Origin of the sequence: Xanthobacter pseudotagetidis, from assembly GCF_043194795.2 — a bacterium.
Taxonomy (GTDB): domain Bacteria; phylum Pseudomonadota; class Alphaproteobacteria; order Rhizobiales; family Xanthobacteraceae; genus Xanthobacter; species Xanthobacter tagetidis_A.
Genome location: NZ_CM195534.1, coordinates 2858723 through 2870367 on the forward strand (window position 1 = coordinate 2858723; position 11645 = coordinate 2870367).

Genomic DNA, 11645 nt, shown 5'->3' on the forward strand with positions numbered 1-11645 from the left:
GCTCACGCCGTCCGGTGCTGGAAGGAGTCGCGCCGGAAGCTGTAGAGCGCGGCCGGGTCCACCATGACGTCGATGACGGCGGGCTTGCCGCAGGCGAGCGCCGCGCGGATCGTGTCGCCGAGGTCGGCCGTCCGCTCGACCCGATAGCCCTTGGCGCCGTACAGCTCCGCCACCTTGTCGAAGGGCGGATTGTTGAGATCGGCGCCGATGTAGCGCTGGCCGAAGAAGTCGCGCTGATAGGCCTTCTCCGCGCCCCAGCAGCTGTTGTTCATGACCACGGTCACGGTGTTGATCCCGTAATGGACCGCCGTCGCGAGCTCCGAGAGGGTCATCCCGAACCCGCCGTCCCCCATCAGGCTGATCACCGGGCGGTCGGGGCAGGCCACCTTCACGCCGAGGCCGCAGGCGAAGGAGAAGCCCACCAGGCCGAAGTCGAGCGGCGTGAACAGGCTTCGCGGACGGTCGAAGCGCAGCGCGTCGGTCGCCTGGAGGCAGAGCGTGCCGGCATCCATGGTGACGGCCGTGCCGGCGGGCATGACGGCGCGCAGCTCGTGGAACAGGCCCGACGGCACGATCGGGAACGCCGCAAGATCGGCGTCCGCGTCGCGCTGGCGGAGATAGGCGGCGCGCTCCTCGCGGAAGCCGGCGCTCCAGGCCTCCACCGCCCGGCGGTCCTCGAGGTTGCCCAGCGCGTCGCAGAGCTGCCGCGCCGCGGTCGGCGCATCCGACCAGATGCCCAGCGTGACGGGGAAATAGCGCCCGAGGGCGGTCGGCTCGATCTCCACCTGGATGATCTTCGCGTCGCGGCTGAGATTGTCGTAGGAATAGAAGGTCGAATTGAACCCGAGCCGCGTTCCCAGCGCGAGGATCACGTCGGCCTCCCGGACCAGACGCGAAGCCACGGGATTTCCGCGTGGTCCCATCTGCCCGCCATTGAGCGGATGATCGGAGGGAATGGCATCGCCGTGGCCCGGCGAGGTTACGATCGGGGCGTCGAGGCGCTCCGCCAAAGCGAGGACGCTCGCGGTGCCGGCGGTGTTCTTGATGCCGCCGCCGGCGATGATGACGGGCTTCGCCGCCCGTGCGAGCAGGGCAGCCGCGGCCGCCACGCTGTCATGCGGCGCGGCCGGGACCACGGCGGGACGATATCCGTCAGGATCAGGCATTTCAGGGAAGTCGTCCGACCTGGACAGGATGTCCCGGGGCAGGTTCAGCTGCACCGGCCCGCGCCGCGGCGCCAATGCGGTGCGGAACGCCTCGCGCATCATCTCCGGGACGCGCGCGGTCTCGGTGACGGTCCAGGTCTTCTTGGTGATCGGCCGGAACACCGCCTGCTGATCCACTTCCTGGAACGCATCGCGGTAGACATGGCCGGACGAGAGCGCGCCGGCGAGGGAGACAACCGGCGAATAGGCCGCGGCGGCCTGGGCGAGGCCGGTCACGAGGTTGGTCGCGCCGGGACCGTTCTGTCCCGCGAGGATCACGCCGGCATTGCCGCTCGCGCGGGCATAGCCGTCCGCCATGTGGGTTCCGGTGCGCTCGTCGCGAACGCCGATGAAGTCGATGCCATCCGCGTCATAGAGCGCGTCGAACATCTCCATGGTGGCGGAGCCGATCAGCCCGAACACATGGCGCACGCCCTCGGCCTTCAGCGCGGCGACCGCCGCCTGTCCACCCGACATCCTGGTCATTCTCATGCCCTTCGTTTTCCGATCCAGGCCGGCCGCGCCCGATCGCCAGCCAAGAAAACAAAATTGTTCACAAAACTCAAGCAGCGGATTCTGAAAACTTTCATATCATTGTTTTTATGATATTTTTTTTATCACGACGTTCGCCGTGGACCGAGTTTGCGTAATCATATATGTTCACAATATGCGTCTTGCCTGCCGGCCAGGACTGCATCGCGGTGCTGAAGCGCCGGACGCGAGGACGGGTGCCGCGAGGACGAAGGGCAAGGGCAGGGGAAAGGGCAGGGGATCGCGTTCGCTCCGAACTCCTGCGCGTGTTCGCGGCATTTCGGGCGGGCGCGGTTTCGGCCATAGTCGCATCGCGCTTTGCCGCGGCAGGCTGGACGGAATTGGGAACTGCCGGATGGGCGGCGATGGACGGACGATGAGTAGACTGAAGAACCTCCAAGAGGCGCGGCTCCCCAGCCTGGTCGACCCGGTCAGGGCGCCGAGTCGCGGCCGCGAAAGCCCGCCGGCGGCAAGCCGCGTGTGGCGGATCGTCGAAATCCTGCAGGAGCGCATCGCCAGCCAGCAGCTGCGCGCCGGCGAGCGCCTGCACGAGCAGGCCCTGGCCACGGAGTTCGGCACCTCCCGCACGGTGATCCGGGAAGTCCTCGGATCGCTGGAGCAGCGCAGCCTGGTCCAGCGCATCCCGAACCGCGGCGCCTATGTGAAGGGCCTGGGCGAGAAGGAAGTCCTGGAGATCTTCGAGATTCGCGAGTGGCTGGAGGCGCTTCTGACCCTGCGCGCCACCCAGAATGCGCCCGATGGGCACTGGGCGCGTTTCATCGCCCAGTTCGAGGGGCCGCTGGCGGCGAGCATCCAGGCCGGCGACCTGACCGCCTACAATGATGCGCTTGAGGATCTGCGCCTGGAAACCGCGCGGATCGCCGACAACGAGATCGCCAACAGCTTCATCTATCAGGTGCTCGACCGCGCGCGGGTGATCAAGATCCGCGTCACGCTCCTGCCCGGACGGGCCGAGGCCGGACGGCTGCTGCACCTGAAGATGCTGGGCTGCATGGCTGCCCGGGACGGGGAGGGGGCGCAACGGTACAAGCGGGAGATCATTTCGTCGGCCCGAGACCTCTTCGTGAAATACAAGGCCTTGATCCTGTGACCAGGGAACGGCGAGAGCCTGATAATGAGTCAGGCGCACCCGGGCACACACGGTGTCGTGCTGCCCTATCTTTCCAGGATCCCCTCCCATTGGGCTTCACGCCGGTGACGGACGCTGCGGTGCCTGACCAACAGCTGTATGTGCTTGAAGCTCTCGGAGCCGAACTCCGCATCACCGAGGCGGCGTAGAGGAGGGCGGAAATCATCTGCCTGGGATCGCGGGCGGGCTGGGCATTCTCACGTCGCCAGCCGCATTGCTGGGCGATTATCGTCTTAGGCGCGCGCATCGGCCACATTCGGCGCAGCGCGCGGTATCTGCTCACTTTGATCGGCGAACCCCGAGCCTAGCTGGTATTCCCAATCAGCACCTGTCCACACTTCCCCCAGCACTAGACTGCCGCGCGCCAAGGGCGGTCTCAGCCGCTCGTTCCATGGTGCAAGGCCAAGGGCTCCGGTTGCTTATGTCTTCGATCTTTTCCTCCCTTGCGGTCCGGACGGCGCTGCTTCTTGCGGCGTGCCTGGCGGGAGGAGTGGCCTTCGCCGCCCTTCACGTCCCGCTGCCATACCTGCTCGGCGCGCTGTTCGTCTCCGCCGCCTTCGGCCTGTCCGGCTTCGCCGTGAAGCTTCACGACGCGTTCCGGCAGGGCGGCCAGATCGCCGCCGGCTTCTCTGTGGGGCTGTTCTTCACCCCGCCGGTGGCGCTGCGCCTCCTGGAGCTCGGCTGGCTCATGGCGGCGACAGGATTCGCCTCCATCATCGTCTCGCTGTTCCTCGCCCGCGCGCTGGCGCTGTTCGGCCGCTGCGACCGGCGCACCGCCTTCTTCGCCGCCATGCCCGGCGGGCTCGCCGAGATGGCGGTGCTCGCCCACACCTTCGGCGCCTCCACCACGCTGGTCTCCCTCGCCCAGAGCCTCAGGGTGGTGCTGATCGTGCTCATCATCCCCCCCGCCATGGCGGTGTTCATGGGCGGCGAGCGGCACCACGTGGCCGAGGTGCAGCAATTGGAGCCGCATCTGCTCGTGCTCGGGCTTGCCCTGTGCGTCCCGGTCGCGCTGGTGCTGCAACGGGCGAAGATCTTCAATCCGTTCCTGCTGGCCGGCCTCGCGCTCGGCATGGGGACGGCGCTGGTGATCGCCCGCGCCACCCATGCGCCGCCGCTGGTCACCGCCGCCGCTCAGCTCGCCATCGGCGCGGCGCTGGGCTGCCGTTTCCAGCGCGAGCAGATCCGACACGTGATCTCGACGCCCTTCCTGCCGGCGGCGGCGGCCACCACGCTGCTCCTGATCGCCGCGAACGTCGCCTTTGCCGCCCTCGCCATCCACTTCGTGCCGCTCCCCACGGGCGTGCTTGCCATGGCGCCGGGTGGCATCGCCGAGATGTCGCTCACCGCCGAGGCGCTGGGCCTCGCCCCGCCGCTGGTCGCCGCCTGGCAGCTGGTGCGTATCCTGTCCGTGGTGCTGCTCACCGGGCCGCTCTACCGGCTCTATGAGAAAATATCGGCGCGCTGAGAAAAGGGGCGGCGCCGCCCGGATATCCGGGCGTGTCGAGCGGGCGATCGGGGGCCTCGATGCTCAGGAGGCGGCTGAGGTCCGGCCCTGACATGGGCGCGGCCATGGGGCAGGCGGCGTCGGGAAGCGGTGGTTGCGGGCGCGGCTTCCTTAACCGCAGCCGCGCTAAGGCTCCGCCCCGCCCGCCGCCGGTGCCTGCACCGCCACCACGGTGAGCGTCTGGCGCCGTCCATCCCGTGCGGTCCAGGCGATGGACTGGCCTTCGGACAGGCCGATGAGCGCGGTGCCGATGGGTGTCAGCACGGAAATGCGTCCCGCGGCGATATCGGCCTCCTGGGGATAGACCAGCGTGACGGTGCGCTGCGCGTCGCCGGCGCTGTAGGTGACGCGCGATCCCATGCGCACGGCCGAGGCCGGCAGCCGGGCAGGGGCCACGAGCCGCGCGCGCTCCAGCTCGCCGAGCAGCTCCTCGGCCACCTCCGGAAAGCGGTCGAGGGCGGCGCTCGCCAGCCCGGTGAGGCGTTCGTGGTCCTCGCGGCCGAGCACGAGGGCGGGCCGGCGGCCCGATCCGGTGGATTTGGTCATGGTCGTCTCGAATGTGCGCGCAGTGCCTGCGGCCGCGCGGGCGGCCCGGTGCGACGAAACAAGGAAAATGGGACGGATTGTGCCGCGCGGTCTGGCCACCCTGGAGGGCGGCAGAGCATGAGCTACCCCGGCACCCGGGGCGCAGGGGCCGGGCGCGGGGTCAGTTTCCTGCGATGGGGCAGGGGCGGCGATGGCGCGCGATGATGATCATGCCGGCATGCAAGCCCCCGGATGCCGTAAAGTCAAGGGGGCGGGCAGAGCGCGGGCGCAGCTGCCTCCAATCCGGCCGTGGCCGCGCAGCGGCTATTTCGGCGATTGACTACCAAAATTCGCAATGAAAGGCTGCCTGCCAAGCACAAGCAAGAAGACCGCGTTCCGGTGCGGGCGCGGCCAGGAAGGAAGGACGCCCATGACCCCGGACGAGGAGATGATCCGCGACACCGCGCGCCGGTTCGCGCAGGCTGAGCTGGCTCCGGGAGCGGCGGAGCGGGACCGCACGCATCGTTTTCCCGCCGGCGAGCTCCGGGCGCTCGCCGGGCTGGGGATGCTGGGCGTGACCGTGCCGGAGGAATGGGGCGGCGTGGGCGCGAGCTACCTCGCCCTGACCATGGCGGTGGAGGCCCTCGCCGAGGCGGACGCATCCGTCGCCGTGGTGATGTCGACCCACAACTCGCTCGCCTGCATGCCCATCTGTCAGCACGGAACCGAGGCGCAGAAGGAGCGCTTCCTGCGCCCCCTGGTCGCCGGGGAGAAGCTGGGGGCGGTCGCCATCACCGAGCCGCAGGCGGGCTCCAACGCCGCCGACGTGCGCACCCGCGCCGCGCGGCGGGGATCGGGCTACGTGCTCAACGGCGCCAAGCAGTTCATCACCGCCGGCGGCTATGCGGACCTGGTGGTGCTGCTGGCGAGCACCGATCCGTCCCTCGGACCCAACGGGCTCACCTGCTTCATCGTGCCCACCGACACGCCCGGGTTTGCGGTCGGGCGTGTCGAGGAGAAGCTGGGCATCCGTTCGTCTGGCACCGCCCAGCTGCTCCTCACCGACATGGAGCTCGGCGAGGAGCACGTGCTCGGCACGCCGGGGAAGGGTTACAAGATCCTGCTGGCGGCGCTGGCGAAGAGCCGCCTCGGCATCGCCGCCCAGGCGGTGGGCATCGCCCAGGCGGCGCTCGACGCGGCGGTGGCCTACGCCAAGGAGCGCCGGTCGTTCGGCCAGCCCATCATCGATCATCAGGCGGTGGGGTTTCGCCTCGCCTCCATGGCGACCGAGGTGGAGGCGGCGCGCCAGCTCACCTATCACGCCGCGTCCCTGTGCGATCAGGGGCGCCCGTTCCACAAGGAATCGTCCATGGCGAAGCTGTTCGCCTCGGAGATGGTGGAGCGGGTGTGCTCGCAGGCGCTCCAGACCTTCGGCGGCTACGGCTACCTCGCCGACTTCCCCATGGAGCGTCTGTATCGCGACGCCCGCATCTGCCAGATCTACGAGGGCACCAGCGACGTGCAGCGCATGGTCATCAGCCGGGCGCTCGCCACCGCATGAGCCGGGGCAAGGCTGGGGCGGCGTGCGCCGCCCTCGCTCAGTTCAGGGGCAGGGTGACGAACTGCTGCTGGCCCTCGCCGTCGGAGATCAGCAGCAGGGCCGCCTTCTTGCCCTGCTTGCGTAGCTCGGCGAGCTGCTTTTCCACGTCGGCCGGGCTGGCGGTCGCCTCCTGGCCCACCTGGACGATGACCTGGCCGGCCTTGAGGCCCTTGTCATCGGCCGGGGTGCCGCGATCCACGTTGGTGATGACGGCGCCGGTGATCTCGCTCTTGATGCGGTAGCGTCGGCGCAGTTCCTCGGTGATGGGCGACAGGTCCATGCCGAGTGCCCGCTTGGGCTGCACCTTCTGGGCATCGGTGGTCTTGGGCTGGTCGGTGCCCGGCTTGTCCTCCTCCGGCATGCGCGCGACCTTGAGGCGCAACGTCTCCTCCTTGCCGTTGCGGATCACCACCACGTCCACCTCGCGGTCGACCATGGTGTCCGCCACGACACGGGTGAGATCGCGCACCTCCTTCACGTCCTTGCCGTCGAAGGTGATGATCACGTCGCCCGCCTTGAGGCCGGCGCGCGCCGCCGGGCTGCTTTCCGTGACCACGCCCACCAGCGCGCCGCGCGCCTTGCCGATGCCGAGGCTCTCGGCGAGGTCGTCGGTGACGGACTGGATGCGCACGCCGATCCAGCCGCGCCGCACTTCCTTGAACTGCTCCAGCTGGGCGATGATCGGCTGGGCCGTGGCCGAGGGTACCGAGAAGCCGATGCCGATGGAGCCGCCGGAGGGGGAGATGATGGCGGTGTTGATGCCCACCACCTCGCCCTCCATGTTGAACAAAGGGCCGCCGGAATTGCCGCGGTTGATGGCGGCATCCGTCTGGATGAAGTTGTCGTAGGGGCCGGAATTGATGTCGCGGTTGCGCGCCGAGACCACGCCCACCGTCAGCGTGCCGCCGAGGCCGAACGGGTTGCCGATCGCCATCACCCAGTCGCCGACCCGCAGGATGTCGGAATTTCCGAACTTTACGGCGGTGAGCGGCTTGGTGGGAGTCACCTTGAGCAGCGCCAGGTCGGTCTTGGGGTCGCGGCCGATCAACTCCGCCTTCAGCTTCGTGCCGTCGTTGAAGTTGGCGTAGATCTCGTCGGCGTCGGCGATCACGTGGTTGTTGGTGACGATCAGGCCCTCGGGCGTGATGACGAAGCCGGAGCCGAGCGAGGAGACGCGGCGCGAGCGGTTCTGGTCATCGTCGTCCTGGCGGCGCTTGAAGAACTCGTCGAAGAAGTCCTCGAACGGCGAGCCCGGCGGCAGCTGCGGCACCTGGACGCCGCGCGAGCCGGACACGGTCTGGGCGGTGGAGATGTTCACCACCGCGTCCATCACCCGGGCAGCGACGTCGGCGACCGAGTCCGGCCCCTTCCCGGGCGCGGCGTGCGCTGCATGGGGCCCCGGCGCGGCGAGAAGCGCGGCAAGCGCGAGGACGATGGCGAGCGGGCGGCGGACGGATTGGGCGGGCATGGCTCTCCTCGAAGGCGTCGGCTCGGAGGCTGCGCCCGAAGCCCTGCCGGGCGCAAGGCCAAAGCGCATCCGACACGCAAACAGGCGCGTGAGAACGCGCGCCAGCGCGGCGAAAAACAAGGGCACGCGGCCCGATGACCCAGTGGGTGGGCTCCTCGGCGCGGGCACAAGCGTCAGGTTTGGGGAGCTTTGAGGCCAAAGCGCGACCGGAGGCGGGCGCCGCCGGTCACGATCACACAAATCAGACCCGCACGAGATAGACGATGAGCACCCCCACCGCGCCCACCGCAAGGCCGGCGAGGCGCATGGGGCCTTCGGGAGCGGCGAGCACCGTCTCCATGGCCCGGCGCCAGGCGTTCGGGAACGCCGCGAGGACGAGGCCCTCGAAGGCGAGCAGAAGGCCGAGGGCGGCGAGGAAGTCCGTCATGCCGCCTCTCCGGGGGGCCTGGAGTGCGCTCCGCCCGGCTTGCATCGCGAGCCGGGCGGATCATGCGTGCCCATGGTTGGGGCTGGTTGCGTCTTCGAGCGGGACGGAAACCGGCGCGCTCGAAGACAATGCGCGATGCTCCGGGCCGTCAGTTCGCCGGCGCCGGGCGGGCCGGCGGTGGGGCAGGGGAGGCGACGCCCGCCGGATCCCGGAAGTAGCGGAAGAAGGACGAGTCGGGACTCACGAGGAGCCGGGTATCGCCCGCCTTCATGCTCGCCTCGTAGGCCTGCATGGAGCGGTAGAAGCCGAAGAAGTCCGGGTCGCGGCCGAAGGCATCGGCGAAGATGCGGTTGCGTTCCGCATCGCCTTCGCCGCGCAGCTGCTCGCCCTTGGAGTTGGCCTCGGCGAGCACGATGGCCGCCTCGCGGTCGGCGCGGGCGCGGGTGCGCTGGGCGGCCTCGTTGCCCTGGGCGCGGATCTCGGCCGCCTCCCGCTGGCGCTCGGTCTGCATGCGCTGGAACACCGCCTGGCTGTTCGCCTCCGGCAGATCGGCGCGGCGGATGCGTACGTCCACCACGTCGATGCCGAAGTTGCGGGCCTCGCGGTTCACCTGCTCGCCGATCTGGTGCATCAGGTTCTCGCGCTCGTCACGAACCACGGTGGTGAAGCTGTTCTCGCCGAGCACCCGGCGCAACGACGAGTTGAGCACTGTCGACAGGCGGGAGTTCGCGCCCTGCACCGTGCCGACCGACTGGTAGAAGCGCAGCGGATTGACGATGCGGTAGCGTGCGAACGCGTCCACCACCAGGCGCTTCTGGTCCGAGGCGATCACCTCCTGCGAGGGGTTCTCGAGGTCGAGGATACGGTTGTCGAGATAGACCACGCTGTCGATGAACGGCACCTTCCAGTGCAGGCCCGGCTGGGTGATGGGCTCGAGCGGCTCGCCGAGGCGCAGCACCAGGGCCTGCTGGGTCTGGTAGACGATGAAGGCAGACGAATAGACGGTGAGGAGGACGATGACGCCGAGGACGGCGAACACCCCTCCGATGACGGGGCTTCTCATCGCGTGCCTCCCTGCGGCTGGGCGCCCTGGGCGGGCGGACGTCGGAACGTGTCGGTAAGGGGCAGCACGGGCACCACACCCTGGCCCTGCGAGGAGGTGGCGCCGGGGTCCACCAGCACCTTGTCGACGCCGCCGAGCACACGCTCCATGGTCTCCAGATACATGCGCTCGCGGGTCACGTCCTTGGCCTTCTGGTATTCCTCGAACACCTTGAGGAAGCGCGCCGCCTGGCCGCGGGCCTCCACCACGGTGCGCTCGCGATAGGCCTGGGCGGCGTTGTCGATGCGCGAGGCCTCGCCGCGCGCCTCGGGCAGCACCCGATTGGCGTAGGTCTGGGCCTCGTTCTGGGCGCGCTCGGCATCGGCACGGGCGGCCTGCACGTCGCGGAACGCGTCGATGACCTGGCTCGGCGGGTCAACCTTCTGCATCTGCACCTGGGTGATCTGGACGCCCGCTTTATAGCTGTCGAGGGTGCGCTGCATCAGGTCCTGCACGCCGGTCTCGATGCCCTGGCGGGCGCCGGTGAGGATCGGCTGGATGTTGGTGCGTCCGATCACCTCGCGCATGGCGCTCTCCGCCACCGCCTTGATGGTGCCCTCGGGGTTCTGGACGTTGAACAGGTACTGCTCGGCGTTGGCGATGCGCCAGAACACCGAGAAGTCCACGTCGACGATGTTCTCGTCTCCGGTGAGCATCAGGCTCTCCTCGGGCACGTCGCGCATCACGGAGGTGCCGCGCCGGGCGTCCTCGCCGAGGCGCATGCCCACCGAGATGGTGTTGATGGTGGTCACCTTCGGGGTGAGCACGCTCTCGACCGGGTAGGGCCAGTGGTAGTTGAGGCCCGGCTGCGTCGTGTAGACATACTTGCCGAAGCGCAGCACCACGCCCTGCTCGTCGGGCTGAACCCGGTAGAAGCCGGAGAGCAGCCAGCCGCCCACCACGAGGGCGAGGATGAGGATGATGCCTTTGCCGCCCAGCGAACCGGGGAGCATGGTCCGCAGGCGATCCTGGCTGCGGCGGATGAGGTCCTCGATATCCGGTGGCGTCGGTCCCGATGAAGATGGCCCCGAGCCCCAGGGGCCGCGCGGCCCGCTACCCCAGGGGCCGCCACTCTGATTCTTCCACGACATCCGCGTCTCCCGTCGGCGGTGCCGCCGAACGGCGCCCGCGTCACTGCGTATCCTGCCCCCGCGCCGCCACCCGGCGACAAAGGCAAGCAGCCCCGGGGAGATCACCCCCAGCGTGCCGGCCAAGCCGTGCGGTTATAGGAAAGCGCACGCCAGCTTTCAACGCGGCGTGCGCTTCGGCAGGCCTATCAGATAAGGGCGCCGCCTCAGTTACGCAACGGAAGTGGGCGCGGTGCCCGTGCGATCCCCGGTGCCATGCCCATGCGCTCCTCCGGCCGCGCCACGATAATGGTCGAGCACGAACAGGCGGATCGCAGACGACAGGTTGCCCTGGGTGCGGGACGAATCGATGGACGCGACAAGGTCGGACAAGGTGAGGCGGCGACTGGTGGCGATCTCCTTGAGCGCCTCCCAGAACGCATCCTCCAGACTGACGCTGGTCTTGTGGCCGGCAATCACAATGGATCTTTTAACCACGGGGCTTTTCATTTTCGTCCCTCTCGGTCAGGGCATGTCCGTCAAGGAATTTCTGCGCCCGCTCAGAGACTTCGCGTGACGCAACGCGCTCCGCCTTGGTGCGTCCGAACCGGACCCGGTTCTCCTCGGCGGTCGCTGTTTCCTTCTTGCGGGCGCGCGCTTTGCGCTCCCGATGAAGATTGACAAGGGTGCCCAAACTGAACCTCGAAACCTGCGGCTCGCCCCTCCCCCGAAAGGTCAGCCGCCAGACTACATTACGGGTGAAGGTCGGCCTTAGACCATTCCTTTCCTCCGCGCACAGCTTATAGCGCAGGATGTTGAAAGATATGGTCAAAATCTTTCCCTGTTGCCTTCTCCGGCTACCTCTGGAAAAGAATTTTAGGCCGGACAATTTCCAAGCTCCACTTGCCATCCCGTTGCGACTTCCGCCGCGCCATCTCCGCCTCTCGCCCGGGGAGTCGGGAATGGCGTGGCGGAAGTCGTTCGTGCGTCGGCCGCGATTGCGCTATGAGGAGGCCCGCGCGCGCCCGATCGCGCGACAAGTTCCCATTGAAGAAGGGCTATT

At 68.5% G+C, this 11645-nt stretch carries 11 protein-coding genes; 3 read left to right on the plus strand and 8 right to left on the minus strand.

Translation table 11 applies throughout. The annotated features are described in order from the left end of the window. Positions 1–2: 2 nt before the first annotated feature. A complete protein-coding gene (locus V5F67_RS13080; RefSeq protein ID WP_394017429.1) occupies positions 3–1691 on the minus strand; it encodes a thiamine pyrophosphate-binding protein in 1689 nt (562 codons plus the stop codon). A gap of 400 nt (positions 1692–2091) precedes the next feature. On the opposite strand from V5F67_RS13080, the gene V5F67_RS13085 reads away from it, so the two are divergent. Continuing rightward, positions 2092–2847 carry a GntR family transcriptional regulator gene (locus V5F67_RS13085; RefSeq protein ID WP_509210570.1) on the plus strand — a complete coding sequence of 252 codons (756 nt, stop codon included), beginning with the start codon at positions 2092–2094 and terminating at the stop codon, positions 2845–2847. 460 nt (positions 2848–3307) lie between these two features. Beyond that, a complete protein-coding gene (locus V5F67_RS13090; RefSeq protein ID WP_509210571.1) occupies positions 3308–4354 on the plus strand; it encodes an AbrB family transcriptional regulator in 1047 nt (348 codons plus the stop codon). A 165-nt stretch (positions 4355–4519) separates the two neighbouring features. Here V5F67_RS13090 and rnk read toward each other — a convergent pair whose 3' ends face one another. Then, positions 4520–4939 (minus strand): nucleoside diphosphate kinase regulator, encoded by a 420-nt coding sequence (gene rnk / locus V5F67_RS13095; protein ID WP_394017426.1) that lies wholly within the window; start codon positions 4937–4939, stop codon positions 4520–4522. 409 nt (positions 4940–5348) lie between these two features. On the opposite strand from rnk, the gene V5F67_RS13100 reads away from it, so the two are divergent. Continuing rightward, complete coding sequence (locus tag V5F67_RS13100; protein ID WP_394017425.1) at positions 5349–6479, plus strand: acyl-CoA dehydrogenase family protein; 1131 nt, start codon at positions 5349–5351, stop codon at positions 6477–6479. Between the two features lie 37 nt (positions 6480–6516). Here V5F67_RS13100 and V5F67_RS13105 read toward each other — a convergent pair whose 3' ends face one another. The 6 genes from V5F67_RS13105 to V5F67_RS13130 form a co-directional block, all read right to left on the minus strand. Further along, the gene (locus tag V5F67_RS13105) at positions 6517–7986 is read right to left on the minus strand and encodes a Do family serine endopeptidase (protein WP_394017424.1); all 1470 of its coding nucleotides are present in this window, start codon (positions 7984–7986) and stop codon (positions 6517–6519) included. A 241-nt stretch (positions 7987–8227) separates the two neighbouring features. Next, positions 8228–8413: a DUF2065 domain-containing protein gene (locus V5F67_RS13110; RefSeq protein ID WP_394017423.1), complete on the minus strand. Its 186-nt coding sequence runs from the start codon at positions 8411–8413 to the stop codon at positions 8228–8230. A 148-nt stretch (positions 8414–8561) separates the two neighbouring features. Then, positions 8562–9476, minus strand: a complete 915-nt coding sequence (hflC, locus tag V5F67_RS13115; RefSeq protein ID WP_394017422.1) for a protease modulator HflC — start codon at positions 9474–9476, stop codon at positions 8562–8564. Next, positions 9473–10606 (minus strand): FtsH protease activity modulator HflK, encoded by a 1134-nt coding sequence (hflK, locus tag V5F67_RS13120; RefSeq protein WP_394017421.1) that lies wholly within the window; start codon positions 10604–10606, stop codon positions 9473–9475. Before hflK ends, hflC begins: the two co-directional genes overlap by 4 nt. Before the next feature lie 207 nt (positions 10607–10813). Next, positions 10814–11092, minus strand: a complete 279-nt coding sequence (locus V5F67_RS13125) for a ribbon-helix-helix domain-containing protein (RefSeq protein ID WP_394017420.1) — start codon at positions 11090–11092, stop codon at positions 10814–10816. After that, positions 11073–11492, minus strand: coding sequence for a DUF4169 family protein (locus V5F67_RS13130; RefSeq protein WP_394017419.1), 420 nt, complete (start codon positions 11490–11492; stop codon positions 11073–11075). Before V5F67_RS13130 ends, V5F67_RS13125 begins: the two co-directional genes overlap by 20 nt. Positions 11493–11645: the final 153 nt, after the last annotated feature.

Coding starts and splice junctions, on each gene's coding strand:
- V5F67_RS13080 (WP_394017429.1), bottom strand. CDS start 1,691: ATGACCAGGATGTCGGGTGGACAGGCGGCGGTCGCCGCGCTGAAGGCC.
- V5F67_RS13085 (WP_509210570.1), top strand. CDS start 2,092: ATGGGCGGCGATGGACGGACGATGAGTAGACTGAAGAACCTCCAAGAG.
- V5F67_RS13090 (WP_509210571.1), top strand. CDS start 3,308: ATGTCTTCGATCTTTTCCTCCCTTGCGGTCCGGACGGCGCTGCTTCTT.
- rnk (WP_394017426.1), bottom strand. CDS start 4,939: ATGACCAAATCCACCGGATCGGGCCGCCGGCCCGCCCTCGTGCTCGGC.
- V5F67_RS13100 (WP_394017425.1), top strand. CDS start 5,349: ATGACCCCGGACGAGGAGATGATCCGCGACACCGCGCGCCGGTTCGCG.
- V5F67_RS13105 (WP_394017424.1), bottom strand. CDS start 7,986: ATGCCCGCCCAATCCGTCCGCCGCCCGCTCGCCATCGTCCTCGCGCTT.
- V5F67_RS13110 (WP_394017423.1), bottom strand. CDS start 8,413: ATGACGGACTTCCTCGCCGCCCTCGGCCTTCTGCTCGCCTTCGAGGGC.
- hflC (WP_394017422.1), bottom strand. CDS start 9,476: ATGAGAAGCCCCGTCATCGGAGGGGTGTTCGCCGTCCTCGGCGTCATC.
- hflK (WP_394017421.1), bottom strand. CDS start 10,606: ATGTCGTGGAAGAATCAGAGTGGCGGCCCCTGGGGTAGCGGGCCGCGC.
- V5F67_RS13125 (WP_394017420.1), bottom strand. CDS start 11,092: ATGAAAAGCCCCGTGGTTAAAAGATCCATTGTGATTGCCGGCCACAAG.
- V5F67_RS13130 (WP_394017419.1), bottom strand. CDS start 11,492: ATGGCAAGTGGAGCTTGGAAATTGTCCGGCCTAAAATTCTTTTCCAGA.